Annotated in this window: 22 protein-coding genes and 1 pseudogene; 16 read left to right on the plus strand and 7 right to left on the minus strand. The window is 69.7% G+C overall.

Going from position 1 to position 25,066, the window contains the following annotated elements; all coding sequences use genetic code 11:
• Positions 1–143: 143 nt before the first annotated feature.
• From creB to FS845_RS07190, 3 genes are all read right to left on the minus strand, one after another.
• Positions 144–845 (minus strand): two-component system response regulator CreB, encoded by a 702-nt coding sequence (gene creB, locus FS845_RS07180; protein WP_144631956.1) that lies wholly within the window; start codon positions 843–845, stop codon positions 144–146.
• 115 nt (positions 846–960) lie between these two features.
• Positions 961–1,848 carry an amidohydrolase family protein gene (locus FS845_RS07185; RefSeq protein ID WP_144631959.1) on the minus strand — a complete coding sequence of 296 codons (888 nt, stop codon included), beginning with the start codon at positions 1,846–1,848 and terminating at the stop codon, positions 961–963.
• A gap of 30 nt (positions 1,849–1,878) precedes the next feature.
• Positions 1,879–2,841: a Bug family tripartite tricarboxylate transporter substrate binding protein gene (locus FS845_RS07190; RefSeq protein ID WP_186332193.1), complete on the minus strand. Its 963-nt coding sequence runs from the start codon at positions 2,839–2,841 to the stop codon at positions 1,879–1,881.
• Between the two features lie 151 nt (positions 2,842–2,992).
• Between FS845_RS07190 and FS845_RS07195 the strand changes: the two genes are divergently transcribed.
• Both FS845_RS07195 and FS845_RS07200 read left to right on the plus strand, forming a co-directional pair.
• Entirely contained in the window at positions 2,993–3,940 is a 948-nt protein-coding gene (locus tag FS845_RS07195; protein ID WP_144631965.1) for a LysR substrate-binding domain-containing protein, read from the plus strand.
• Positions 3,941–4,078: 138 nt separating this feature from the next.
• Positions 4,079–5,194, plus strand: coding sequence for a branched-chain amino acid aminotransferase (locus tag FS845_RS07200; protein ID WP_144631968.1), 1,116 nt, complete (start codon positions 4,079–4,081; stop codon positions 5,192–5,194).
• Positions 5,195–5,241: 47 nt separating this feature from the next.
• Here the strand turns inward: FS845_RS07200 and FS845_RS07205 are convergent, their stop codons facing one another.
• The 4 genes from FS845_RS07205 to FS845_RS07220 all read right to left on the minus strand — a co-directional run bounded on the left by FS845_RS07205 (position 5,242) and on the right by FS845_RS07220 (position 8,158).
• Positions 5,242–5,934 carry an antibiotic biosynthesis monooxygenase family protein gene (locus FS845_RS07205; protein ID WP_144631971.1) on the minus strand — a complete coding sequence of 231 codons (693 nt, stop codon included), beginning with the start codon at positions 5,932–5,934 and terminating at the stop codon, positions 5,242–5,244.
• 102 nt (positions 5,935–6,036) lie between these two features.
• Positions 6,037–6,675 carry a DNA-3-methyladenine glycosylase I gene (locus FS845_RS07210; RefSeq protein ID WP_409929273.1) on the minus strand — a complete coding sequence of 213 codons (639 nt, stop codon included), beginning with the start codon at positions 6,673–6,675 and terminating at the stop codon, positions 6,037–6,039.
• A 29-nt stretch (positions 6,676–6,704) separates the two neighbouring features.
• The gene (locus tag FS845_RS07215; protein ID WP_144631978.1) at positions 6,705–7,229 is read right to left on the minus strand and encodes a methylated-DNA--[protein]-cysteine S-methyltransferase; all 525 of its coding nucleotides are present in this window, start codon (positions 7,227–7,229) and stop codon (positions 6,705–6,707) included.
• Between the two features lie 218 nt (positions 7,230–7,447).
• Positions 7,448–8,158 carry a 4'-phosphopantetheinyl transferase family protein gene (locus tag FS845_RS07220; RefSeq protein WP_144631981.1) on the minus strand — a complete coding sequence of 237 codons (711 nt, stop codon included), beginning with the start codon at positions 8,156–8,158 and terminating at the stop codon, positions 7,448–7,450.
• Positions 8,159–8,379: 221 nt separating this feature from the next.
• Between FS845_RS07220 and FS845_RS07225 the strand changes: the two genes are divergently transcribed.
• The 14 genes and pseudogenes from FS845_RS07225 (at position 8,380) to FS845_RS07290 (ending at position 25,031) form a co-directional block, all read left to right on the plus strand.
• Positions 8,380–11,142 carry a hybrid sensor histidine kinase/response regulator gene (locus tag FS845_RS07225; RefSeq protein WP_222129974.1) on the plus strand — a complete coding sequence of 921 codons (2,763 nt, stop codon included), beginning with the start codon at positions 8,380–8,382 and terminating at the stop codon, positions 11,140–11,142.
• A gap of 185 nt (positions 11,143–11,327) precedes the next feature.
• Positions 11,328–12,044: a DUF4198 domain-containing protein gene (locus FS845_RS07230; protein ID WP_409929274.1), complete on the plus strand. Its 717-nt coding sequence runs from the start codon at positions 11,328–11,330 to the stop codon at positions 12,042–12,044.
• 125 nt (positions 12,045–12,169) lie between these two features.
• A complete protein-coding gene (locus tag FS845_RS07235) occupies positions 12,170–13,504 on the plus strand; it encodes a hypothetical protein (RefSeq protein WP_260986199.1) in 1,335 nt (444 codons plus the stop codon).
• On the plus strand, positions 13,501–14,202 hold the full coding sequence (locus FS845_RS07240; RefSeq protein ID WP_144631990.1) for a DUF4194 domain-containing protein: 702 nt from the start codon (positions 13,501–13,503) through the stop codon (positions 14,200–14,202). The genes FS845_RS07235 and FS845_RS07240 overlap by 4 nt, the downstream gene beginning before the upstream one ends.
• Positions 14,202–17,012, plus strand: a complete 2,811-nt coding sequence (locus FS845_RS07245) for an ATP-binding protein (protein ID WP_144631993.1) — start codon at positions 14,202–14,204, stop codon at positions 17,010–17,012. Before FS845_RS07240 ends, FS845_RS07245 begins: the two co-directional genes overlap by 1 nt.
• A 26-nt stretch (positions 17,013–17,038) precedes the next feature.
• A complete protein-coding gene (locus FS845_RS07250; protein WP_144631996.1) occupies positions 17,039–17,302 on the plus strand; it encodes a helix-turn-helix transcriptional regulator in 264 nt (87 codons plus the stop codon).
• A 4-nt stretch (positions 17,303–17,306) separates the two neighbouring features.
• Positions 17,307–18,649 (plus strand): annotated as a pseudogene (locus FS845_RS07255) (type II toxin-antitoxin system HipA family toxin).
• A gap of 185 nt (positions 18,650–18,834) precedes the next feature.
• A complete protein-coding gene (locus FS845_RS07260; RefSeq protein WP_144631999.1) occupies positions 18,835–19,080 on the plus strand; it encodes a sulfurtransferase TusA family protein in 246 nt (81 codons plus the stop codon).
• 50 nt (positions 19,081–19,130) lie between these two features.
• Positions 19,131–19,493: a DsrE family protein gene (locus FS845_RS07265; RefSeq protein WP_144632002.1), complete on the plus strand. Its 363-nt coding sequence runs from the start codon at positions 19,131–19,133 to the stop codon at positions 19,491–19,493.
• Between the two features lie 35 nt (positions 19,494–19,528).
• Positions 19,529–20,065, plus strand: a complete 537-nt coding sequence (locus FS845_RS07270) for a hypothetical protein (RefSeq protein ID WP_144632005.1) — start codon at positions 19,529–19,531, stop codon at positions 20,063–20,065.
• Between the two features lie 180 nt (positions 20,066–20,245).
• Positions 20,246–21,823 (plus strand): hypothetical protein, encoded by a 1,578-nt coding sequence (locus FS845_RS07275; protein WP_222129975.1) that lies wholly within the window; start codon positions 20,246–20,248, stop codon positions 21,821–21,823.
• A gap of 18 nt (positions 21,824–21,841) precedes the next feature.
• Positions 21,842–23,362, plus strand: a complete 1,521-nt coding sequence (locus FS845_RS07280; protein WP_144632008.1) for a 5-methyltetrahydropteroyltriglutamate--homocysteine methyltransferase — start codon at positions 21,842–21,844, stop codon at positions 23,360–23,362.
• A 144-nt stretch (positions 23,363–23,506) separates the two neighbouring features.
• Positions 23,507–24,007 carry a sigma-70 family RNA polymerase sigma factor gene (locus tag FS845_RS07285; protein ID WP_144632012.1) on the plus strand — a complete coding sequence of 167 codons (501 nt, stop codon included), beginning with the start codon at positions 23,507–23,509 and terminating at the stop codon, positions 24,005–24,007.
• Between the two features lie 4 nt (positions 24,008–24,011).
• Positions 24,012–25,031, plus strand: coding sequence for a FecR domain-containing protein (locus FS845_RS07290; RefSeq protein WP_144632015.1), 1,020 nt, complete (start codon positions 24,012–24,014; stop codon positions 25,029–25,031).
• The last annotated feature ends 35 nt before the right edge of the window (positions 25,032–25,066 follow it).

Consider the following 25,066-nt stretch of genomic DNA (forward strand, 5'->3'; position numbering starts at 1 on the left):
CACCCTTGAGGCGGCTCTGCGGGGTCATGGGGATACCTTCGTGCTGCGCACTCCGGTATTCACCCTTGAGGCGGCTCGGCGGCTCATCGGGAAACCTTCGTGCTGCGCACTTCGGTATTCGCCCTTGAGGCGGCTCGGCGGGCTCATGCCTGCGGTAGTTCCAGCGAATATCCCAGGCCGCGGTGCGTGACGATGGGATCGAGGTCGGGACGGATCTCGCGCAGCTTGGCGCGCAGCGTCTTGATGTGCGTGTCGACGGTGCGGTCGCCGCTGTCGGCGCTGTGGCCCCACACCGCGTCCAGCAGCGCGTCGCGCGTGTGGATGCGGCCGGGGGTGTGCAACAGGCGTTGCAGCAGGCCCAGTTCGCGCCGCGTCAGCGCCAGCCATTGGCCGCTGAAGCGGATGCGGCTGCCGGCTTCGTCCACACCGAACAAGGGTTCGGCCAGGGCGGGGGGCACGGTCACCGGGGAGGGCATGCGGCTGCGGCGCAGCAGCGCCCGCACGCGCGCCACCAGCTCGCGCGGGCTGAAGGGCTTGGCGATATAGTCGTCCGCGCCCAGTTCCAGGCCCAGCACGCGGTCGATCTCGTCGCTGCGCGCGGTCAGCAGGATCAAGGGCAAGGTGGAGCCCGTCTGCCGCAGCTCGCGGCACAGGTCCAGGCCGCTGCCGTCGGGCAGGCCGACGTCCAGCACAGCCAGGTCGGGCGGGGTCGCGCCGGACAGGATCCGCCGCGCCAGGGCGACCAGGGGCACGTGTTCCACCGCCAGGCCCTCGCGTTCGAAGGTATAGGCGATGGTGCGCGCGATGGCGGGGTCGTCTTCGAGCAGAAGCAGGCGTGGCGTCATGGCAGGCGGAGCGGGGTCGGCGGGCAGGGACACGGACAGCGGCAGCGTGCATCATGCCGCATGTGCGTGGCCCCGTTCCAGCAGAATCCTACCGCGCCCCCGCCTCGCGGGGCCGCTAGAAGCGGTAGAGCCGCGCCGGATTGTCGACCAGGATCCTGTTTCGCAGCCCGGAATCCGGCAGCCAGCGGTACAGGGTATTGAGCAACGTGCCGTCGTTCGGCACGGCGCCCGCCTCGAAATAATTGATGTGCGGCCAGTCCGTTCCCCAGACGATGCGCTCCGGATTGGCGGCGATCAGCGCGCGCACGTAGGGGTCGATGTCGCGGTAGTCGTCGCGCTGGTTGGTGTTGCGGTCGGCGCCGGAAATCTTGGTCCATGCGCGGCCGCTGGCCAGCATGCGGCAAAGCTGCTGGAATCCGGGGTCGCCGGTGCCCAGCGAGGCGTTCATGCGGCCCATGTGGTCGACCACCAGGGGAACTTCCAGCTTATCCAGGCGCGGCGCCAGGTCGGTCAGGTCGGGCGCGTGGATCCATATCTGCGCGTGCATGTCCAGCTCGCGCATGGCGGGCGCCAGCGCCTCCAGGGCTTCCAGGCCGACGCCGTTCTTGTAGACCTTGGCGCCGCCCACGGCATACAGGTTGAAGCGCAGGCCGCACACGCCGGCGCGGCGCCATGTGCGCAGCGTGTCCGCGGCGGTGTCCGCGTCGGCCACCGCCACGCCTCTCAGCCTGCCGGGATGCGCCGCCAGGGCGTCCAGCATGGACCGGTTGTCGGTGCCGTACGCGCTGGCGGTCACGATCACGCCGCGCTCGAAGCCGATGGCGTCCAGGTGCTTCAGCAAGCGCTCGCAAGGGTTCTCGGGCGGCGTGTAGCTGCGCTCGGCCGCCAGCGGGTAGCGGTCGCCGGGGCCGAAGATATGGACATGGCTGTCGCAGGCACGGGCGGGAACGTCGAACTGCACGCGCTCCACGGCGTCATGCGGCGGTAGGCAGGGTCTGGACATGGTCTCGTTTTCGGTGGGTCGGTTTCGGGGTCATTGCGACAGCTTGCCTGCCTCGCTCAGCCGCTTCGCCTGCGCGCTTTCCTGGTCGATCATGGCGGAGAATGCGTCGGGCGCGGACCATCTGGCGGTGCTGCCGATCGCCTCCAGCGATGTCTTCACGGTCTCGTCCCGGGCCACTTCCTGCAGGGCGGCGTTGAGTTTCCGGACGATCTCGGCCGGCGTGGCCTTCGGCACCAGGATGCCGGTGCTCGTGGACGCGTCGATGCCCTGCACGCCCGATTCCTTGAGCGTCGGGATGCCGGCAAGCGAGGGCACGCGGTCCGCGGTCATCACGGCCAGGGCCTTCAGCTTGCCCCCGCCGATCAGGTTGGCCGAACTGCTGAGTTGGTCGATGACCATGTCCACCTGGCCGCCGGCCAGGTCCACCAGCGCGGGGCCGGAGCCCTTGTACGAAATGGCCGTGAACTTGCAGCCGGTCGCTTCCTGCAGATTGATCAGCGCGACGTAGTTGGTGGTGCCGATGCCGGAATGTCCCACGGTCACTTTTCCGGGGTTGTCGCAGGCCGCCTTCAGCAGGCCCTTGATGTCCTGGTACTTGCCGGCGGAATTGACGTCTATCAGCAAGGGTGTGTTGGCGATCATCCCGGCCGACGTGAAATCGCCGGCCTTGTAGCCCGTCGAGGCCATGAACGGCGCGACGGCGATGGCGTTGGGCGTGGTGACCAGGAGGGTATAGCCGTCCGGCTCGGCCTTGGCGACCTGCGTGGCGCCGATGATGCCGCCAGCGCCGGGCTTGTTGAGCACGACCACGGTGGCCTTCAGGGCCTTGCCGAGCGCGGGCGCGACCAGGCGGGCGGTGATGTCCAGGTTGCCGCCCGGCGCGAACGGAACCACCAGGGTGATCGGCCGGTCGGGGTAGTCGGCGTGCGCCAGCGCCGGCGCCAGCGACGTACAGAGGCAGGCGAGCGGCAGCGCGAGCGGTTTCAGGTTCATTATTGTCTCCTTGATTTTTCGAGGCGGTGCATGCAGGCTCGAAAGGCCCGTGAGCCGCAAGTCTAGGCAGCGCCGGGTCTGGCCGACAGACTCGGAAATCGAAGAGGTGTTTAATTTATTTAAACGCGCGGGAAATTCACCGGCAGGCACCATGGAACTGCGGCAAATAAACTATTTCATCTCGGTCGTGGAATTCGGCAGCATGGGCAAGGCCGCCCTGGCGCTGGGCGTGACGGCCTCGACGCTGAGCCAGCAGATCAGCCGCCTGGAAAGCGAGCTGTCCACGGTGCTGCTGCAGCGCTTCTCCACCGGCGTCGTGCCCACCGAGGCCGGGCTGGAATTCCTGCGCCGCGCCAAGACGGTGATGCACCACGTCGAGATGGCGGCGACCGCCACGCAAAGCGAAAGGCTGTCCGGCAAGGTCAGCATCGGGATGGCGCCCACGATCGCGCTCAAGCTCGCGCTGCCGTTGCTGCGCGCCATGCAACAGCGCTATCCGAAGATACGCGTGCAGATCGTCGAGGGCATGTCCGGCCACCTGACCACGCTGTTCGAGGCGCGCAAGCTCGATTTCCTGATCCGTTTCGACATCGGCGACAACCCCAGGCTGGGGATTTTTCCGCTGCTGCGGGAGAACCTGTTCGTCATCGGGATGCGCGACCTGCCGGGCATGCCGGACGCGCGAGGCTTCGGCATCGAACACCTGGGGGCGCTGCCGCTGGTGATGCCGACCGGCCAGCACACCTTGGTCAACCTCATCATGAACGCCTTCCGGCTGAAGAACGTGCGGCCGAACATCGTGCTGGAGGTCGACGGCCTGAACACCTTGATGGGCGCGGTCCAGGAGGGCATGGGCGCGGCGATCCACCCGAGTTCCGCGCTGGCGCTCATCCGCGGCGAAGGCATCGTTGCGCTGCCCATCGTCGATGCCTCGCTGTTTCGCACCAGCATCCTGATCGGGCAGCCCGACGCAGAGCTGACGCCGGCGGCATTGGCGACGCGCATCACGTTGAAAAGCGTCGCGCGTACACTCATCGAGGACGGTCGATGGGAAGGCGCCGCCCTGGAGCCGCGCTTGCCGGACCCGCCGCAGCGATAGATTCCCGCAGGACGGACCACGGGTGCGCCTGGGCCCGTTTCCGCCGCGCCGGGGACCGGCCGTCCAGAAGGATTAAACTGGCACGATACCCCGACGCGCCACGCGCCGGCACACCGACCCACTTTTACGCCAGCGAAAATGAGCACCACCACGTCTCCCACCGCCACTTTCCCGATTCCCTTCAAGACGACGCGTTCGCAGGCGGCGCGGGCGCTTGCCGAGCGCGAAGCCATTCTGGCCGATCCGGGATTCGGCAAGCACTTCACCGATCACATGGTCTCGATCGACTGGACGGTGGACAAGGGTTGGCATGACGCGCAGGTGCTGCCGTACGGTCCGCTGCAGCTGGACCCGGCCGCCTCGGTGCTGCATTACGCGCAGGAAATCTTCGAAGGCCTGAAGGCTTACCGCCACGCCGACGGTTCGGTCTGGACCTTCCGTCCCGAGGCCAACGGCGACCGCATGCAACGCTCGGCCCGCCGCCTGGCGCTGCCCGCGCTGCCCACCGACCTGTTCGTCGAATCGCTTAAGCAGCTGCTGGCCGCGGATGCCGACTGGGTGCCGTCGGCGCCCGAGACCAGCCTGTACATCCGTCCCTTCATGATCGCCAACGAGAGCTTCCTGGGCGTGCGTTCGGCGCACCGGGCGGCCTACTACGTGATCGCCAGCCCCGCGGGCCCGTACTTCGCCAAGGGCGTGGCCCCGGTGTCGATCTGGCTGTCCACCGACTACGCGCGCGCCGCCAAGGGCGGCACGGGCGCGGCCAAGTGCGGTGGCAATTACGCCGCTTCGCTGCTGCCCCAGCAGGAAGCCTATGAAAACGGCTGCGCCCAGGTGCTGTTCCTGGACCCGCTGGAAGGCAAGTACCTGGAAGAGCTGGGCGGCATGAACGTTTTCCTGGTGATGAAGGACGGCACGCTGGTGACCCCCGAGCTGTCGGGCAGCATCCTGGAAGGCGTGACGCGCGCCAGCATCATCCAGCTGGCCCGCGACCGCGGCCACGAGGTGCAGGAACGCAAGGTCTCCATCGACGAATGGCGTGACGGCGTGGCGTCGGGCCAGGTGGCCGAGGCCTTCGCGTGCGGCACGGCCGCGGTGGTCACGCCGATCGCGGCGCTGAAGGGCCGCGGTTTCGTGGCGGGCGACGAGTCCGCGCCCGCCGGCAAGCTGACCATGGCGCTGCGCCAGGAGCTGACCGACATCCAGTACGGCCGCGTGGCGGACCGCCACGGCTGGCTGACCCGCCTGGCCTGACGGGCTTCGGGCCGGCGCGGCCCGACGCGGCCCGGCGGGCATACCGCCTAGGCTGCCGGCCGGGCCTCGTCAGGCCGCGCGATCTCCGGGTAGTACTGCGGCGCCTCGCGCCGGTCGTACATGCCGTAGTCGCGCACCACGCGCAACGTGCGCAGGCGAGCGCCCTCGGGCAGCGCCAGCGCGCCGCGCAGGGCCCCTGCCGCCTCCGCGTCGCGCAGGCACAGGAACAGGATCACGTCGCCGGGCGCCAGCACGGCGTCCAGGACATCCCACGAAACCAGCCCCGCGATGCCGTCGCGCAGCCCCAGCTCGCGCGCGAGATCGGCCGGCGCGGCGGTTGCCGACCAGTCCGCGGGACGGCTTGCATCGATCATCGCGATGACGGTGCCCGCGCCGACCTCGGTTTCGTCCAGGCGCTGCTGGCGCAGCGCATGGCCCGGCGGCGGACAGGAATCGGCGGTGATCTCGCCCACGCGCAGGTGGTAGTCCAGCATGATCCGCTCCCGTCCCTGTTCCTGCACCAGGTGGTGCTTCATCTGCGTGCGCCAGCGCACCACGGACTTCTCGTCGCGCCAGCTCGACAGCGACAGCAGCCAGCCGTCGCGCGTCAGGCTGCGATAGCGCACGTTGTCCACGAAGCCGTCGACCTGCTCCAGCTCCGGCTTCAGCAGCCTGGCATTGCCCAGGTAGGCGTCCCATTGCTCGGGGCGCGGGTGGACTTCGAACATCACGGCGAACATGCGGTCTCCTCGTTCATTGCGCCGCGGCGGCGGGGCCGCGGGGCGCGTGCACAGGCCTGCGTTTGGCTGGGTGTCGGGTCATCATCGCCCGGTTCGTCGGTATCAGCGGTCCGGCGGCCACACGCCCGAGCTGCCGCGCCGGTGGCTGCCGACCAGGTGGGTATCGATCATGCCCGTGGCCTCCATCAACGCGTGCATGGTGGTGGGTCCCACGAAGGCGAAACCGCGCTGCCGCAGGGCCTTGCTCAGCGCCGCGGAGGCGTCGGACACGGTGGGGATCTCTGCCAGCGTGCGCGGCATGGGCGTGGCCTCGGGCTTGAACGACCAGATGAACGCCGCCAGGCCGCCTTCCTCGCGCAGGCGCAAGGTGGCGGCCGCGTTGCCGATGGTGGCCAGGATCTTGGCGCGGTTGCGCACGATGCCGGCATCGGCCATGAGGCGGGCGACGTCGTCGTCGCCGAAATCGGCCACCACGTCGGGATCGAAGCCGCGGAATGCCGCGCGGAAGGCTTCGCGCTTGCGCAGGATGGTCGCCCACGACAGGCCCGACTGGAAGCCTTCCAGCGCCAGGCGTTCGAACAGGCCCTGTTCGTCGCGCACGGGCATGCCCCATTCGGTGTCGTAGTAGGCGCGCAGCAGCGGGTCCACCGCGGCCCAGGGCGGGCGCGCCAGGCCGTCCTCGCCCATGACCAGGCCGCTTTCGGGGGCGGCAGTGACGGGGCTGGCCGGGCGGATCGCCATGGCGGCGCCGGATCGGGCGGCCATGGCGCTCAGGCCGCCAGCGGCCGCGGCATGCGGTCCAGCGCCAGGCCCTGCTGCGCGCTTTCCAGGGCCAGCAACTGGGCCTTTCTTTCCAGCCCGCCGGCAAACCCGGTCAGCTTGCCCGACGAGCCGATCACGCGATGGCAGGGGGCGATGATGGAGATGGGATTGCGCCCGTTAGCCGCACCCACCGCGCGCACCGCATCGGGCTTGCCGATCTGCACGGCGATCTCGCGGTATGTGCGCGTCTGGCCGTAAGGGATGGCCAGCAGGGCCTGCCACACCTGTTTCTGGAAGGCGGTGCCCGCGAAGTCCAGCTCCAGGTCGAAGCGGTCGCGCTGGCCGGAGAAATACTCGGCCAGCTGTTGCTGCGCGGCCAGCAGGGCGGGGTGATGCGGATCTTCGCGCAGGTCGCCCAAGGGCACGCGTTCGGGGCAATCGTTCTCCCACAGGATGGCGGCGAGTTTCCGGCCGCGCGCGACCAGCTTCAGCTGGCCCACCGGCGATGCCATGTACGTGTAGACGCAGGTCATGTCGTGCTCCGGGTTGGTTGCGGATGCGTTCGCATGGGCGAACACCATGGATGCCAGTGTAGGAGGGCGGCGGATGGGACGAAACCGGATTCTTGCGGTCGAATTCGCGAAGCCGGGATTCGACCCGCGCGGCCGGCGGTGTGATCGTTCGGGGCGTCGCTTCCGCGGCCGTCCCTGTCGCCGGCCGCGCCGCGTCAGCCGGTCCATCCCTCGACCCGTCAGCCCATCGATCGCGCGGTCCATGCCAGCGCCGCGGCATAGCCTCGCGGTGCCGCAAGCTCGCGCACCGCCATGCCGTCCAGCAGTCCGGGCCGGGCCCGCAGGCGTGGCGGGGCATCCGGAAACAGCGTCAGCGACACGGCTTGCAGATGTTCGGTGATGCCCGCGCCAGACGCCTTCAGCAAGGCTTCCTTCACCACCCACAGCCGGAAGGCATGGGCGCGCGGCTGCGGCGCGGCACGCACGGCGGCGCGCTCTTCCTCGGTGTAGACCAGCGGGCCGATGGCATCGGGGTCCAGCGTGTCCTTGCACTGCTCGATGTCCACGCCCACCTGCGCGATGGCGCGCGCATCCCCGATGGCGATCAGTGCGTAACGGCCAGCGTGCGAGACGTTGAAGGGCAGATCGGGCGCCTGCGCCAGCAGGGGCTTGCCTTGCGGTCCCGCCGTGAAGCGCAATTGCGCCGGCGGGCAGTCCAGGCGCTGGGCCAGCAGGCGCCGCAGCGCCGCGCGCGTGGCGGCATGGCGTACGCGGTCGGCGCGCTGCAGATAGCGCGAATTGCGTGCCCGCTCGTCTTCCGAAAGTACGTGCAGATGGTCGTGCGGCTCGGCCTCCAGGTCCAGCCGCAGGCAATGCACCGCGAGGGCGTCGCCGGCATCGTCGGGCAGCGGCAGGCGCCGCAGGTCGGGCGATTCTTCCGGACCGGACATGGGGTTCTCCTTGTGTATTCGTTGCGCGAGCCTTGCGGGACAATACCAGGGCCGCCACCCGATGGCCCACGCGGCCGGCGGGCCGCTCGCATCGCCCTGCGCCAGGGACGGAACCGCGCATGCTCGCGGGCGCGATTCCATGTTAGAAATCGGGCTGCGGGACCTGCGCGTGCACCAGACTGCCGCATGCCGGCAAGATGTACATCAACAGAGGGCTGACGTTGCCATTCGACGCTGACATTTTCGACTGGAGCCAGACCCCGCTCGGGCCCAAGGAGACGTGGTCGGCCGCGCTGCAAACCACGTACGACATCGTCATGGCCAACGGTTCCGGCATGTGCGCCGTATGGGGCCCCGAAAAGACCATGCTGTACAACGCAGCCTTCGCGCCTTTCCTGGGCCAGCGCCATCCGGGCGCCATGGGGCGGGGCTTCCACGAGGTCTGGCAGGACGTCTGGGCCGACATCGGCCCGCTGGTGGATCGCGCCCTGTCGGGCGAATCGGTGCGCTTCGAGAACATGCACCTGGTCATGACCCGCAACGGCCGCGAGGAAGACACGTACTGGACGTTCTCCTACAGCCCGCTGCGCGACGGCGGCCGCATCGTGGGCGTGCTGGACGTCGCGCTCGAGACCACCGCGGCGGTGATGAACCAGGAGCGCGCCCGTGCCGACGCCCAGCGGGTGCAACTGGCGCTGGCGGCCGGCGCCATCATCGGCACCTGGGTCTGGCATCTTCCCACCGACCGCTTCACGGTGGACGAGGCATTCGCGCGCAGTTTCGGACTGGATCCGGCGCTGGGCCGCGCCGGATTGAGCCTGGAGCAGGTGATCGCCACCGTCCATCCCGACGACCGGCAGGGACTGATCGAAGCCATCGACGAGGTGATCGGCCGCGGCGGGGCCTATGCGCACCAGTACCGGGTGCGGCGGTACGACGGCCTGTACTACTGGCTGGAAGCCAACGGCCGGGTCGACCTGGCGCCCGACGGCACGCCGCTGTACTTCCCCGGCGTGCTGATCGACGTGCAGGGACGCCGCGTGATAGAGGCCGAGCGCGACCAGGCCATCGCGCGGCTGCGCGCCCTGAACGCCGAGCTGGAACAGAAGGTGCTGGCGCAGTCGATGGTGCGGGGCCGCAACTGGCAGCTCACCTCGGACATGCTGGGAGTGCTCAATGCGCAGGGGTATTTCGAGGCCTCGAACCCTGCCTGGGAGGCCACGCTGGGCTGGTCCGAGGACGAGATCGCGCAGACCCATTTCCTGGATTTCCTGCATCCCGAGGACCGGCCCGGCACCGAGGCCGCATGGCAGGCGGTGCATGACCGCGGCGAGATCGCGCCGCGCTTCGAGAACCGCTATCGGCACAAGCGTGGCGGCTGGCGCTGGCTGTCGTGGGTCGGGGTTCCGGACGAGGGCAAGGTGTATTGCGCGGCGCGCGACGTGACCGCCGAGAAGGAGGCCCAGGCCGAGCTGGTGACGCGCACCGCCGAACGCGACCGCCTGTGGGAAACGACCAACGACCTGATGGGTACGGTGGGCCAGCATGGCTACCTGAAGGCCATCAACCCGGCCTGGAGCGCGCAACTGGGCTGGAGCCGCGAGGAACTGCTGGGCCAGCCGTTCAGCGCGTTGATGGTGCCGGTGGACCAGCCCGTGGTCGCCGAGGCGATGCGCCGCCTGGCCGAAGGCGAGGACGTGGGCGGCTTCGGCGGCCGCGTGCGGTGCCGGAACGGCTCCGAACGCGACATCATGTGGACCGCGACCTTCGATGCCGGGATGGGTGTTTTCCACATGGTCGGCCACGACCTGACCGAACTGCGCGCCGCCGAGGAATCGCTGCGGCAGTCGCAGAAGATGGAGGCGGTCGGCCAGCTCACCGGCGGCCTCGCGCACGACTTCAACAACCTGCTGGCCGGCATCTCGGGCTCGCTGGAGCTGATGCATCTGCGCGTGGGCCAGGGCCGCCTGCACGACGTCGAGAAATACATGGCCGCCGCGCAGGGCGCGACCCGGCGCGCCGCCGCGTTGACGCACCGCCTGCTGGCGTTCTCGCGGCGCCAGACCCTGGCGCCCAAGCCCGCGAAGATCGGCCACGTCGTGCTCGGAATGATGGACATGATCCAGCGCTCCGTGGGCCCGGGCATCAGCGTCGAATTCGTGCCGACCGCCGATCCGTGGACCACCCTGGTCGACGTGTCGCAGATGGAGAACGCGCTGCTGAACCTGTGCCTGAACGCGCGCGACGCCATGCCGGAGGGCGGCCGCATCAGCATCGAATCGGCCAACCGCTGGCTGGACCGTCCGGCGGCGCGCCAGCTCGACCTGCCCGAAGGCGCGTACCTGGAACTGTGCGTGCTGGACACGGGCACCGGCATGCCGCCCGACATCCTGGCACGCGCCTTCGATCCGTTCTTCACCACCAAGCCGCTGGGCGAGGGCACGGGGCTGGGCCTGTCGATGATCTATGGCTTCGCCAAGCAGTCCGGCGGTCAGGCACGCATCTATTCCGAGGTGGGGCACGGCACGCGCGTCTGCATCTACCTGCCGCGGCATCGCGGCGAGGCCGCCGCGGAAGAGTCTGCCGCCGACGATCCGCCCGCGCAGGCGGCCCGCACCAACGAGATCATCCTCGTCGTGGACGACGAGCCCACCGTGCGCATGCTGGTGGTGGACGTGCTGGAAGAGCTGGGCTACACGACCATCGAGGCGGGCGATGCCGTCGCGGGCCTGAAGGTGCTCGAATCCGATGCCCGAATCGACCTGCTGCTGACCGACGTCGGACTGCCCAACGGCATGAACGGCCGGCAGATGGCCGACGCGGCGCGCCAACTGCGCCCGGGCCTGAAGGTGCTGTTCATCACCGGGTATGCCGAGAACTCCCTGCTGACCAACGGCCAGCTCGAGCCGGGCATGGCGATCCTGACCAAGCCGTTCGCCGTGGACGTGTTGACCGCGCGGGTGCGCGAGCTGATCGCGTCGTAGCGCTCCGATCGGTCCGGCGCGCGCTGTCCTGCGGCATTGAACCGTGCGTCGTCCGCACGGCGGGCCGGGTTCCTGCGCGCAAAATTTGCAAATGAGAATTGTTGCTATCATTCGGAACCCGCGCGGCGTCGTTGCGCGGATTTCCAACCAACAAGAGTTGGCTCGCCCTGATAGGAACCCACATGATCAAGAAGACTTTGATTTCCACGCTCGCGGCCTTCGGCTGCCTGGCCTCCGCCCACGCGCACCAGGTCTGGCTGGAACAGCCCGAGGGCCAGAACGCCGTGCTGCGTTTCGGGGAATTCGGCGACAACCTGCGCGAGGCCTCGCCCGGCCTGCTGGACAAGTTCGGCAAGCCCACGGCCACGCTGATCAACGCCAAGGGCACGCAGCCCGCTGAGGCCAAGAAGACCGCCGATGGCTACGCGCTGCCTTTCAAGGCCGCCTCGGGCGACGCCATCATCGCCGAAGACGCGGCCTATCCGCTGAACACCTACAAGCGCGACGACAAGAGCGTCACCAGCTGGTATCACCCCGCCGCCCGCTACATCACCGGCTTCGCCGAACAGGCGCCCAAGCTGGCCCTGGACATCGTGCCCACCGGCAAGCCGGGCGAACTGAAGGTGACGTACAAGGGCCAGCCGCTGCCCAAGACCAAGGTGTCGCTGGTGGTGCAGTCGGGCTGGGCCAAGGAGGAATGGACCGACGCCCATGGCCTGGTGACGTTCGCCATGCCCTGGCAGGGCGCGTACGTGGCCGAAGTCGGCCACGCCGACCGCACGCCGGGCGAGCGCGACGGTAACAAGTACGACGTCGTGAACTACGTCACGTCGCTGACCTACGTGAAGCCCGACGGCATCGCCGCCGTCCCCGCCGGTCCGGCCGCCACGCCGAACAAGTAAGGCGAGCCTGCATGCGGCGCCTTGCCGCACGTGCTTCGGCCGCGGGGCGAGCGCCAATCCCACGGCCTGCCCGGACGGGCTCCACCCGGTAAACTGTGCGGTTTTCCCCACCCAGGGCCCGTTCATTGTCCAACCGCGACCCGTCCGCCTTGCTCGATCCGCCCCTGGCCGAGGATGCCGAGGCCGGAAGCACCTTCGAGAGTTATTTCCGCGATCCGGGCCTGGCCGCCGAGTCGCCGCTGGCGTGGGCGCTGTCGCATCGGCTCGACGTGCTCGATGCCCTGCGCGGCCTGCTGTCGGGCGGCCATGCCGCCGCGCGGCTGCGGGTGTGGGCGTTCCTGGAGGTCGCAGGCCAACCCCAGGCGCGCCTGCAGCGCGACGACCTGAACCTGCTGCTGCACGCCCTGAAGCCCGAGGCGCTGGACATGGTGCTCAAGCGCCTGCGCGAACTGGGCCTGCTGGTATGGGACGCCACCGATCAGGATTACCACCTGCCCCCGCTGGCCCAGCAGGTGCAGGCCATGCTGGCGCCGCTGTCGCGCGCCTCCACCGAGGACGACGACATGGCCGCGCTGCTGGCCCAGGTCGCGGGCGCGCAGGCGCTGGGCCTGTCGGACGCGGGCCACATCAAGCACCTGCACGCGCAACTCGCGCGCCTGCATGACGAGTTCTCCGACGCCATCGCCAGCGGCTCCGAAGCGCGCCTGCGCGAGGCCCAGCCGCGCTTCGAGCGCGCGCTCAGCCTGGTCGAGCGCGCCGGCGAGGCGCTGACGGCGCTGATCCGCAGCGAGCACGGCGACACGCGCCTGGAGCGCGAGGCCCGGGCCCTGGGCCATGGCCAGGCCCGCCTGCTTTCCATGGCCAGCCAGTTCACGCGCGCGATGCAGCAGGCCGACCGGCAGCGCGTCACGCTGGGCAGCACCGGCATCACCAGTTCCGACGTGCGGCATTGGCTGCGGTCGCATTCCGCCCTGCACGAGCTGATGGGCGACTCGCTGTCCATCGGCGTGCGTCCGCTGTTCGCCAGCGCGGCCGACCTGCTGGACGTGGCCGAAGGCGAATTCGAGCGCGACCGGCCCGATCCCCAGCGCTCGAGCGGCCTGCCGCCTCCCGCCGAGGCGGCCGCGGGCGAGATCGAGGCGCTGCGCATGCCGGCCGAGCTGGGAGCGCTGATCGGCCTGCTGGCCGACTGGAACGCCGCGGACGCCGATGGCGCGCCGCCCGCGCCGCAACCGGTCGGGCAGGCCGTGCTGGGCGGCCGTTTCGCGCAGGCCGCCTATCGCATGCAGCTGCTGCCGCTGCTGGGCGACGCGCAGGCGCGCACGCTGCAAGGTCAGACAGGCGACCTGGCGCGCTCGCCGTGGCGAGCGGTGCTGTCCACCAAGGTGGTGAAGGTGGACGACGAACACGTGGCGCGGCTGAGCGCGGGCCAGCTGCACCCCGATACAGGAAAACAATGATGAACGCTCTCGATGACGCCGCCGTGCTGGCGGCCGAACTGCTGGCGCGCCGCTGGCTGCCTCGCCAGCATCCGCGCGTGCGCCGCGCCCTGGTCGACGCCGACCTGTGGCAGGCCGTGCAGGACCGCCTGGCCCAGGTGGGCCTGCGCCTGATCGACAACATCCATTCCGACCACATCTCGGTGGCGCTGCTGCGCGGCGCCGAGACCGCCGTGTTCGGCGAGGCCGGCCTGAACGCCAGCAACAACGCGGACCTGCCGCGCGACGGCATCTCGCTGCTGGTGGTGCTGTGGGCCCTGATCGTCCTGCCCAAGCGCGAACGCCAGGCGGCCCGGGCCAGCAGCGCCGAAGGCGATCAGCAGAACGAGATGTTCAAGGCCGAACGCCCCATGCCCAGCGCGGCGGAGGTCAGTCCCACGGTGTCGTACAAGGCGCTGCTGGCCGACTTCGGGACGCAGTTGGGCAAGAAGACCCGCCTGGACACCAACCTGCGGCGCCTGGAGACCCACGGCTTCATCGTGCGGCGCGGCGACGACATCGCCGAGGGCCCGCTGCTGGACCTGCTGCTGGACTACGACACCATGGCGCCCCGCATCCTGGATGGCGCATTGAGCAGCGTACTGGCGCGTACTCAGACAATGGCAGAGCCGGAAAAGCAGGGCGATCCCGACACCGATACCGCGCAAGGACAGATCTGATGTTTCATCTGCAAAGCCTGGAACTGCTGCAATGGGACTACTGTCAGCGCCTGACGCTGCCGCTGGACGGCGCCATCATCACGGTGGCCGGTCCCAACGGCTCGGGCAAGACCACGCTGCTGGACGCCATGCGCACGCTGCTGGGGCTTGAATGCTCCGGCGGCCGCAACTACAAGACCTACGCGCGGCACGCCAACGCCGACATGACCTGGCTGCGCGCCGTGGTGGACAACCGCGCGCATGGCCGCCAGACCTCCAGCCGGCCGTTCGCGCGCAACCTGCTGTACTCGGACCAGGTCACGCTGGCGTGCCGCATCGACCGCAACGGCGGCGACTGGCAGCGCCGCTACGTCATGGTAGAGGGCGACGTCTCCATCGAGACCCTGACGGAGATGCCGCAGAAGGACTGGCTGGGCATCGAGCACTGGCGCAAGCGCCTCGAGGGCGCGGGCCTGTCGCGCGCCATCGCGCGCGTGCTGGCGCTGGAGCAGGGCCAGACCGACCGCCTGTGCGAATACTCGCCCAAGGACCTGTTGCGCCTGGTGTTCGATGTGTTCGGCGATCAGGAAGTGCTGGATCGCTATGAAGAAGCGCGCCGCCACCAGCGCGAGCTGCTGCAGGAGGTCGAGGCTGCCGAACGCGAACTGGCGCACAGCCAGCTGCAGCTGTCGCACCTGGAATCGCGCGTGACGCGCCATCGCGACTACCAGGCGCGCCTGCGCGAGCGCGAGCGCCTGGCCACCGAAGTGGTGCCCGTGCTGGCCTGGCACGAAGAGCGCCAGGACCTGGCGGGCAAGCTGCGCGAGGTGCATCGCCAGCGCCTGCACCAGGCCGAGGAGGTGCGCGCGCGTGCCGGCTACCGGCAGTCGCTGCTGGACCTGCTGCAGGCCAAGACGGACGCGGCCCAGGCCGTGCAGCGCCTGGAGACCGAACGCGCCGCGGCACGCGCCGCGCAGGAACAGGCGCGCGATGCCGAGCGGCCCGTCGAGGAATTGCTCAAGCACGCCGCCGAGCTGCAGAAGCTGGCCGAGGTCGAGGGCGACGCCGCCCTGCTGGCCGAACGCGTGCGGACGCTGGAAGAGGAGAAGGCCACGCTGGCGGCGCAATGGCACGCGCTGCAGGCGCAGCGCGATGCCGCGCAGGCGGCGCTGGACGGCCTGCAAGGCCAGCGGCGCGCGCCGCCGCCGCCCGAGGTGCTGCGCTTCCAGCGCGTGCTGCGCCAGGCCGACATCGCGCATCACGTGATGGCCGACGTGATCGAGATCGCCGACGAACAATGGCGCGCCGCCGCCGAAGGCGTGCTGCGCGCGGCGCGCTGGGTCGTGGTGCTGGGCAATCCCGCCGACGAAGGCCGCGCCATGGCGCTGGCCGAGCGCGAGCGCTATCGCCACTACTTGGTCTCGGACGCCGTGCAGGCGCCCGCGCGGCCCGATGCCGACAGCCTGCTGGCCGTGCTGCGCTTCTCCGCGTCCGCGCCCACGTGGCTGATCAGGCAGCTGGGCCAGATCCGCCGCGTGGCGGATACGCAGGCCGGCAGCCGCCAGGGCGGCGAGTGGATCACGCCCGAAGCCTATTACCGCGATCCGCGCGGCGGCCGCAGCGTGTGGGTCGAACCCGCCGAGCATCAGTTCGGCGCCGCCGCCGTGCTGGGACGACGCACGGCGCTGGAGCAGCGCCTGGCGCGCATCGACGACGAGATGACGGCGCTGGCGCAGAAGCAGCGCGAGATCCGCCGCCAGGCCGATGCCGCGCAGGCCGCGGCGCGTGGCCATCGGGCCGCCGAGGAACTGGCCGGCAAGGCCGAGCAGTTCGAACAGGCGCGGCGCGAGCTGCCGGCCCTGAAACTGGCGCGCGCGCAGGCCGGCGACCGCTGGCAGGCGCTGGAAGAGGAACATTCCAAGGCGCTGCTGACGCAGCACCGGACCAGGTCCGAGTACGACCGCGTGCAGCGCAGCCTGACCGACAGCGAACGCAACGCGCAGAACAGCGAGCGCGAACTGCGCGAGCGCTACGAGGCGCTGCGCGAGCGCGCGGCCACCTCGCGCGAGACGCGCAAGCGTTTCCCGGCGCGCTGGATCACGGCCGGCACGCTGGACGACCTGCGCGAGCACTACACCAACGCCACCCAGGCCCGCCTGCGCGCCGAGACCGTGCAGCGGGAGCTGGAAGAGGGCGAATGGGAAACCGACCCCACCGTCGAGGACAAGCACGTGCTGATGCAGGCCACCGTGGCCGGCCAGCAGGGCGAACTGGGGCAGCGGCGCGCCAGCAACGACGCGGCCGCCGTGGCGGTCAACAATGCCCGCGAACGCTACATCGACGTGCTGCGCGCCACGGTGCGCCGCTATCGCCAGAACATCGTCGAGCTGGGCGCGCTGGCCGGCGTCGAGGTGGGCGCCGACCTGCCGCACCTGGACAACGACGACACCGTGCTGCGCCAGGCGGAACTGCGCGTGCGCTTCAACTTCGATGGCAAGGGCCAGATCGGCCTGAACGACGGCGAGGCGTCCGGCGGCCAGCAGGTCATCAAATCGCTGATCCTGCTGGTGGGCCTGCTGAAGGACGAGGACACGCCCGGCGGCTTCGTCTTCATCGACGAGCCCTTCGCGCACCTGGACGTGCGCAACATCCAGCTGGTGGGCCACTTCCTGAAGTCCACGCGCGCGCAGTACGTGTTGACCACCCCCATCACGCACAACGTCGAGGTGTTCGAGCCCGCCGACATCACGCTGGTGACGGCGAAGAAGCCGCGGGATGCGCGGTGGGCGCCGCCGATCGGGGTGTTGCAGCGGCGGGTGGAAAAACATTGACGGTTTCGTGATCGCCCGGCGTCGTACTGAGCGACTTCACGATTCGCACCGCGCAGCAGTTGCCCTCGATCTTGCAGGCGTTCCGCAAGGAAGCCGGCCTTACCCAGGCCGAGGCGGCACGGCAGTTGGGCGTATCCCAGCAGACGCTGTCCGCCCTGGAACGCAACGCCGAGCGCGTCAGCGCCGAACGGCTGCTGCGCCTGCTGAGCGTATTGGGCGTTCAACTTGTGCTGCGCAAGGACGCGCCCGCTACCCGGTTGGCGAAACCCGCCCCCGGCCCCAACTGGTAGCGCCATGGGCAGGCCATCGCATTCGCGCGCGCTGGGGCTTTGGATGAACGGCGCCTTCGTGGGCACCTGGAACCTGCGGGCCGCGGAGCAGACGCTGGAGTACGACGCGGACTGGACCGCGTCGGCGCAGGGCCGGCCCCTGTCGTTGTCGCTGCCTTTCCAGCCCGGCAATGCCCCGCATCGCGGCGCTGCCGTACGCGCCTATTTCGAGAACCTGCTGCCCGACAGCCAGGACATCCGCGAGCGGATCGCGCGGCGCTATCGGATCGGCACCACCGAAGCCTTCGACTTATTGGCGCAGATCGGCCGCGATTGCGTCGGCGCGTTGCAGATCCTGCCGATGGGCGCGGTGCCGCAGGGCGTGGATTCGGTCCAGGCCACCACGCTGAACGAGGCCGACGTCGCGAAATGGCTGCGCGGCACCTTGGTTTCCCTCGCGGACGGACCGTCGGACCTGGACGATTTCCGCATCTCGATCGCCGGCGCCCAGGAAAAAACGGCGCTACTGCAGGTCGATGGCCGGTGGTGCCAGCCGCACGGGACCACGCCGACGTCGCACATCCTCAAGTTGCCGCTGGGGTTGGTGGGCAACATGCGCTACGCATGCGCGAGTCCGTCGAGAACGAGTGGCTTTGCTCGCGGATCCTGCGTGCCTACGGCATGCCGGTGGCGAATTGCCGGCCGTTGGTGTTCGAGGACATGAAGGTGCTGGCGGTGGAGCGCTTCGACCGCGTGTGGTGGCAGCCCGATGGCGGCGCGCGCTGGCTCGTGCGCCTGCCGCAGGAAGACCTGTGCCAGGCCACGGCGACCCCGCCCCATCTGAAATACGAGGCGGATGGCGGCCCCGGCATGGCGCGCATCCTGGAGGTGCTGTCGGGCAGCGTCGATCCGCGGCAAGACCGCCGCGTGTTCTTCCAGGCGCAGATACTATTCTGGATGCTGTGCCCCACCGATGGCCATGCCAAGAACTTCAGCCTGTTCCTGAGGCCCGGAGGGGCCTATGCCTCGACGCCGCTGTACGACGTGCTGTCGGCCTATCCGATACTGGGCGAGGGGCCGGACAGGCTGTCGCCGCATCGCGCCAGGATGGCCATGGCCGTGCGCGGCAGGGATGCCCACCACCGGATGCGTGACATACGGCGCCAGCATTGGCAGGCCATGGGCGAACGCCATGGCATCCTGACGCCGGATGGAGGTGCCGCGTCGCGAGTCATCGACGACCTGGTGGAGCGCACGTCCGACGTGGTGCGTACGGTACGTGATGCCTTGCCCGCGGATTTTCCGCAGGCGCTGGCCGGCAGCATCCTGGGCGGGCTGGTGGATGCGGCACGGCGCCTGGCCCAATAGTAGGCTCGCGCGCAACGAGCAGCAGTACTATATGCATATTCCCGCCGACCATATCGCATGGTCCGCCCACGGCCCAACTGTGCAAGGTCCTTGCCGCCATGACCGTCTATCCACGTATCCATCCCCGTCCTGAGCCCGTCCCGTCGCGCACGTGACGCGCGGCCATGAACAAGCACGAGTCATACATGTCCACACCGACGCCCGGCGATGGCGCCGATTTCTGGGATGCGGGAGAGATGGGCTGCGGCGAGCTCATCCTCAAGCTGCGCAAGCATCTCAAGCGCATGCCTGGCCAGGTGATGCGCGTCGTGGCGCACGACGCCGGCGCGATCCACGACATCCCGGCGTTCTGCCGGATGACCCGCAACGAACTCGAACGCTACGACCCCCAGACCCACACTTTCTGGGTCCGGTCGCGGCTGGATTGGTAGGCCGGCGATCCCGTCATCGCCTTTTTTCATCTTTGCTACGGAGACCCATCATGGCTGGAAAATTCGTCGTTTCCCTGACCTGCTCGAAAGACAACACCGACCGCGCGACCGTCGCCTTCGTCGTCGCCAATGCCGCCGTCGCCTCCGACAAGCAGACCCTCGTTTTCCTGTCGATCGAAGGCACCCGCCTGTCGCAGAAGGGCTATGCCGACGACATCCATGAAGAAGGCTTCGCGCCGCTGAAGGAACTGATGGCCAGCTTCGTGGCCGCGGGCGGTGAGATCTATGTCTGCTCGCCGTGCTTCAAGAAGCGCGCGCTGGACGAGAACAACCTGGTGGAAGGCGCCAAGATCGTCGGCGGCGCCAAGCTGGTCGAGTTCATGAGCGACAACGCGCCCAGCATCAGCTACTGATCCGCGGGCGCCCCGTCACCACCAGGAAGATCCCCATGATTCCCCGTCGCCTGATGTCCATCGTCTTTCTCCTGGCTGCCCTGGGCTACGTGGCCATCAGCTACGCCGTGTTCGAGGTGCCCGCCACCCCGGCCGCCGCGGAAGAGTGCGGATTCCTGCCCGGCGAACTGTCCGCCGGCGGTGCGGTGGCCTACGAACGCTCGCAGGCGTGGGCCATCAGCTTCGTGCGCAAGCAGGAGTACTACACCGCGATCACGGTGGGACTGGCGCTGGCCTTCATGGTTTTCGCGCTGGCCATCGGCCGGCGCGGCGGCGCGGCGTCGGCCGGCGTGGCCGCCAGCAGCGGCGTGCTGGCAGTCTCCGCCTTGTGCGTCAGTTGCCTGGCGCCAGCGCTGTCGGTCGTGGGCCTGGGCATCGCCGGAGGCTTCCTGGCCGACGTGCCCAAATCGCTGATCGCCCTGAACACGCTGTTGCTGACGGGGTGGGGCGTGCTGTTCCTGTCGCGGCGCACCAGCGCCTGTGCGCTGCCGCCGCGCAAGCCGGCAGCGTCCGAGCCGGCGGCGCAGGCTTGAGAATCGCGAGAAACCCCCCACGCCGCGCCTTCGGCTTGCTGCCCCCCGAGGGGGCGCTTTTTGCCTTGGGGCGGCCCGGCGGAAAAAGAGAAACCCCCCCACGCCGCGCCTTCGGCTTGCTGCCCCCCGAGGGGGCGCTTTTTGCCTTGGGGCGGCCCGGCGGCAAAAAAAGGACTACACATGAAAACCCGTTTCGCCGCCGCAGCGGCCGTGCTGGCCTGCCTGGCCGCGGCAAGCGCCGTGTCCGCGGCGACCACCGACTACGCCACCGTGCTGACGCCGGCGCGTCCTGGCATGCCGTTGGCGCATCCCATCGCGCCCGAGACCCTCGCGCCGCCGCCGTTCTCGCTGATCGCGGACCGTCCGGTCAAGCCGGCGTACGTGCCGGGCCTGCCCGGCCTGCCGCAGTACCGCATGGTCAGCGACGACTTCGGCCGCAAGATCCCCAAGTACGACGGCGTGTTCATCCGCCAGAGCCGGGTCGAGGACGGCGAGGTCGTGATTCCCGCGGGCGGCCTGTTCTACCTGGAAGACACCTGGGGCGGCGAAGTGGCGCTGCGCGGCGAGCAGGTGCCGGTGCTGGGCCGCATGACCACCTACATCGACTACGACATGTCGATCGAGGTGCAGGAGAACATCACCATCCCGGCCGGCGGCAGCGTGGCCGTGGGCGGCCAGGTCTATCACTACTACGCCACGGTGGGCCACGAAACCACCACCAATCACGCGCTGCACGTGCGCAGCATCTCGGGCACCGATTGGGAATGGGCGTTCGGCAACCCCATCCTGTCGGCCAGCCAGGCCAACTGGTGGGGCACTCGCTTCAACCAGCTGTACAACCAGGGCCAGGCGCGCGAGGTCACGCCGCAGAAGATGGTGTTCGACTGGTTGAGCGGCGTGCGCACCGACCGCATGCTGTATGCCGAGGAAAAGGTGCACGCGGGCCTGGCGGCCGCCGGCGACCAATGGCAGGTGGGTGCGCGCACCGTGCGCGTGGCCGCGGTCGATGCCGCGCGCGGCACCGTCAGCCTGGAAGTGCTGCAGGACGGCAAGGTGACCGGTTCGCGCACGCTGGGTCCCGTGCGGCAGGAACGCCTGATCGAGGATACCGACGCCCGCAAGGCTCTGGTGTTCGAGGACGGCGACATGGTGGCGTTCCTGTCGCCGTGGCCCGCGGCGTTCGACGGCGAGCGCGCCAACCTGAAGGTGTACGGCAAGGCGTTCAGCCTGCGCTACGGCCAGGACTACGTGCACGACGCGCGCTATGCCAGCTATCCGGTGGGTTGCCCCACCGGCCATGAATTCGGCTTCATGCTGGTCAACAAGGAAGAGATCCGCCTGAAGCCGGGCGAGTCCTATGCCGGCCCGGAAGGCTATTTCAAGGTCGTCGTCGACACCGTGGCCGACGGCAAGGTTACCGGCTGGCACGTCGAGGACCGCGAGGGCGCGCGTTCGATCAACCTGGGCGGCCCCGACGTGGCCAACGTCGACCTGGTGCTGGGCCAGGGCCGCGTGGCGGGACAGGCCATCCTGTTCGACGTGGGCCGCGCCATGCTGGCCCGCACCTACGCCGCGGCGCAGCGCGCCGACACCGGCGCGGCCTCCGTGCCCGCGGCGCCCGCGCCGTCCCCGGCGCCAGCCGCCGCGCCGGCCGCGCAATCGAATGGCGGCCTGTCGCCGTCGCTGATCATCGTCATCGCCATCCTCGCGCTGGCCTGCCTGGGCGTGGGCTTCGAGTGGGGCCGGCGCCGCCGCTGACATTACTGGAGCTTCAACATGGAACCCGTCACCCGGCATAGCCTCTCGCCCGACGTCAGCTTCGACGGCGGCGATCTCGATTGCGGCAACGGCCTCTTGCTGCTGATCCGCAAGCACATCGATCCGCTGCCGCGCGGCGGCCTGCTAGAGATCCAGTCGCGCGAGATCTCGGTGGACGAAGACCTGCCCGCCTGGTGCCGCCTGACCGGCAACGAACTGGTCTCATGGACCAAGGCGAACGGCCAGCGCAGCTTCCTGGTGTGCAAGGGCAGGCTGGCCGAGCGCGATGCCGCGCCCATCGCGTCCCCCGCATCCGCGGCGGTGGCGGGGGGCCAGGCGTCCGCGACCGCCGTGCCGCGCGAGCGCCGCCAGCCCGTGCAGGCATTGCCCGTGCCGCCGCTGGCCGTCACCGGCATGGGCAGCTGGCCTCGTCCGCGCTGGATGATCGAGGCCATGCACGCGCACGTCGAAGGCCGCCTGCCGGAAGCCTCGTTCCACGAGACCGCCGACGACGCGGTGCGGCTGGCGATCTCCGCCCAGGAGAAGGCTGGCGTGGATCTCGTCACCGACGGCGAACAGCGCCGCGACAGCTATGCGAGCTTCGTGGCCTCGCGGCTGGACAACTGCCAGCTGATCCCGCTGACCGACCTGTTGCCCCTGGTCGACGATCCCGAGGAGTTCGCCGCCGAACTGCGCGCGCTGGACATCCCGGCCGGCGAGGTGCGCCATCCCGCCGTCTTCGGCCGCCTGTCGCGCTCGCGTCCGCTCGTTGCGCACGAGGTCGACTTCGCGCGCTCGGTCTCCGGCAAGCCGGTGAAGGTGGCGTTGCCGGGCCCGTACCTGCTGACGCGCACCATGTGGATGGAATGCATCTCCGACCGGGCCTATGACAGCCGGGAAGCGCTGGCGGCCGACGTGGTGCGCGTGCTGCGCGAAGAGCTGGTCGAGTTGCTGGACGCCGGCGCATCGCTGGTGCAGCTGGACGAGCCCGTGCTGTCCGAGGTGGTGTTCGCCGGCGCCAAGAACAAGCGCAGCTTCATGTGCGGCGCGCTGTCCGAGTCGCTGGCGCCCGCCGAGGAACTGGCCTTCGCGCGCGACCTGCTGAACGCCGTGCTGGACGGCATGCCGCAGGACCGCACGGCCCTGCACGTGTGCCGCGGCAACTGGACGCCCGACGAAAGCGTGGCGCTGTCCGGCGACTATGCGCCGCTGTTGCCGACGCTGGCGCAGGTGCGCGTGGGCGCGTATCTGCTGGAGATGTGCACGCCGCGCGCGGGCGACGTCGCCATGCTCCGCGCGCTGCCCGACCATGCCCGCATCGGCATCGGCGTGGTCAACCAGAAAGACCAGGCCGTCGAGACGGAAGACGCGGTGGCGGCCCGCATCGAGCGCGGCATCGCGCTGTTCGGCCGCGACCGCCTGCTGCTGCATCCCGATTGCGGCTTCGCCACCTTCGCGGACAACCCGATCTGTTCGACGCAGATCGCCCAGGACAAGCTGAGGGTGATCGCCAGGGCGGCGGAGCGATTCCGGCAATAGCAGGGCCGTCGGAGAGCGGCAAGCCGCCGCCTGGCGGCAATGCGGGCAAACGAGGGGCCCCATGGGGCTTCCCTCGTCCGTCTCATTCTCTATAATGCCAACGATTCTCATTCATGACGACGGTCCGCCGTCGCGCACGGAAAGATCGTGGCCGGCAAGCTCGCGTTCCAGCAAGACATCGAAATCCTCTACACCGACCATCATGGTTGGCTGCGCGGCTGGCTGTCCCGCAAGCTGGGGGACGCCTTCGTGGCCGCGGACCTGGCCCACGACACCTTCGTGCGCCTGCTGTCCAAGGAGACGGCGCCGGCCATACGCGAGCCGCGCGCGCTGCTGACCACCATCGCCAGCGGCCTGATGATGGACCTGTGGCGCCGCCAGCGCATCGAACAGGCCTTCCTGGAAGCGCTGGCCCTGCAGCCCGAGTCGCACGCGCCGTCTCCCGAGACGCGCGCCATCCTCATCGAGACCCTGGTCGAGATCGACCGCATCCTGGACGGCCTGCCGCGGGCGGTGCGCCAGGTGTTCCTGATGTCGCAGCTCGATGGCCTGAAGCAGGCCGACATCGCCCAGCGCCTGGGCATCTCGGTTCCCACCGTCAAGCGCCACCTGGCGCGGGCGGTGGAGTACTGCTGCTTCGCGTAAGCCGATGTCCGCCGCTGCCCAGCCCATCGAGACGCCCATACCGCCGCACGTGCGGCGCCAGGCCGCGAACTGGGTCGTCGCCCTGCAGGCCGACGACGCCAGCGACGACACCCGGGCGCGCTGGCGCCAGTGGCGCGCCGGCCACCCCGATCACGAACGCGCATGGCAGCGCATCGAGGCGTTCGGCAGCCGGCTGACGGGCCTGCCGTCGCCGTTGGCGCATGCCGTGCTGGCACACGCAGCATCGGCCGCGCCAAGCCAGCCGGGCCGCCGCCGCGCGGTGAAGGCCCTGGCCGGTGTGTTCGTCGCCGGGGGCGCGGCCTGGCTGCTGGAAGACGCCACCCCCTGGCGGCAGTGGACGGCCGACCGGCGCACGGGCACCGGCGAGCGCGCCGAGGTCCGCCTGGCGGACGGCACCCTGGTGCAGATGAACGCGCAGACGGCCATCGACGTGCGCTACACCGATCGGCAACGCGTGGTGCGCCTGCTGGCCGGCGAGATCCTGGTCACCACCGCGCCGGACCCGATGGGCGATGCCGGATCGGATCGCGCCCGGCCGTTCCTGGTGCAGGCGCCGCAAGGCATGCTGTGCGCGCTGGGCACGCGCTTCAGCGTGCGCCTGCCCGAAGCGGCCACGGACGCAAGCTGCCACGTGGCGGTGTTCGAGGGCTCCGTCGAGGTGCGTCCCGATCTGGCCGTGCAGGGGCCCCTGGTCCTGCATGCCGGCCAGCAGGGCCGTTTCACACGCCGGGCCGCCCTGCGGGACGGCCCCGCCGACGATGCCGACCTGGCCTGGCTGCAAGGCATGATCGTGGCGCGCGACATGCCGCTGCAGGCTTTCCTGTCGCGCATGGCGGAGTATCGGCGCGGCTGGGTGGTCTGCGATCCGGCCGTGGCCGCGCTGAAGGTCACCGGCACGTACCCCCTGTCCGACACCGACCGGATCCTGGACATGCTGGCCGCCACCTTGCCGGTGCGGGTGGAGTCCGCCACGCGCTACTGGGTGGCCGTGCGGTCGGCGTGACGGCCCGAGGCCGGATTTTTTCCGTCGAGTTGATC

Origin of the sequence: Bordetella genomosp. 13 (genome assembly GCF_007679965.1) — a bacterium.
In the GTDB taxonomy this organism is placed as follows: Bacteria; Pseudomonadota; Gammaproteobacteria; order Burkholderiales; family Burkholderiaceae_B; genus Bordetella.

Excerpts from the sequence above, each read along its gene's own strand:
- FS845_RS07210 (WP_409929273.1), bottom strand. The coding sequence starts at position 6,675 with ATGGCGATCCGCCCGGCCAGCCCCGTCACTGCCGCCCCCGAAAGCGGC.
- FS845_RS07260 (WP_144631999.1), top strand. The coding sequence starts at position 18,835 with ATGTCCACACCGACGCCCGGCGATGGCGCCGATTTCTGGGATGCGGGA.
- FS845_RS07190 (WP_186332193.1), bottom strand. The coding sequence starts at position 2,841 with ATGAACCTGAAACCGCTCGCGCTGCCGCTCGCCTGCCTCTGTACGTCG.
- FS845_RS07290 (WP_144632015.1), top strand. The coding sequence starts at position 24,012 with ATGTCCGCCGCTGCCCAGCCCATCGAGACGCCCATACCGCCGCACGTG.
- FS845_RS07275 (WP_222129975.1), top strand. The coding sequence starts at position 20,246 with ATGAAAACCCGTTTCGCCGCCGCAGCGGCCGTGCTGGCCTGCCTGGCC.
- FS845_RS07205 (WP_144631971.1), bottom strand. The coding sequence starts at position 5,934 with ATGTTCGCCGTGATGTTCGAAGTCCACCCGCGCCCCGAGCAATGGGAC.
- FS845_RS07185 (WP_144631959.1), bottom strand. The coding sequence starts at position 1,848 with ATGTCCAGACCCTGCCTACCGCCGCATGACGCCGTGGAGCGCGTGCAG.
- FS845_RS07215 (WP_144631978.1), bottom strand. The coding sequence starts at position 7,229 with ATGACCTGCGTCTACACGTACATGGCATCGCCGGTGGGCCAGCTGAAG.
- FS845_RS07265 (WP_144632002.1), top strand. The coding sequence starts at position 19,131 with ATGGCTGGAAAATTCGTCGTTTCCCTGACCTGCTCGAAAGACAACACC.
- FS845_RS07220 (WP_144631981.1), bottom strand. The coding sequence starts at position 8,158 with ATGTCCGGTCCGGAAGAATCGCCCGACCTGCGGCGCCTGCCGCTGCCC.
- creB (WP_144631956.1), bottom strand. The coding sequence starts at position 845 with ATGACGCCACGCCTGCTTCTGCTCGAAGACGACCCCGCCATCGCGCGC.
- FS845_RS07200 (WP_144631968.1), top strand. The coding sequence starts at position 4,079 with ATGAGCACCACCACGTCTCCCACCGCCACTTTCCCGATTCCCTTCAAG.
- FS845_RS07270 (WP_144632005.1), top strand. The coding sequence starts at position 19,529 with ATGATTCCCCGTCGCCTGATGTCCATCGTCTTTCTCCTGGCTGCCCTG.
- FS845_RS07280 (WP_144632008.1), top strand. The coding sequence starts at position 21,842 with ATGGAACCCGTCACCCGGCATAGCCTCTCGCCCGACGTCAGCTTCGAC.
- FS845_RS07245 (WP_144631993.1), top strand. The coding sequence starts at position 14,202 with ATGTTTCATCTGCAAAGCCTGGAACTGCTGCAATGGGACTACTGTCAG.
- FS845_RS07195 (WP_144631965.1), top strand. The coding sequence starts at position 2,993 with ATGGAACTGCGGCAAATAAACTATTTCATCTCGGTCGTGGAATTCGGC.
- FS845_RS07240 (WP_144631990.1), top strand. The coding sequence starts at position 13,501 with ATGATGAACGCTCTCGATGACGCCGCCGTGCTGGCGGCCGAACTGCTG.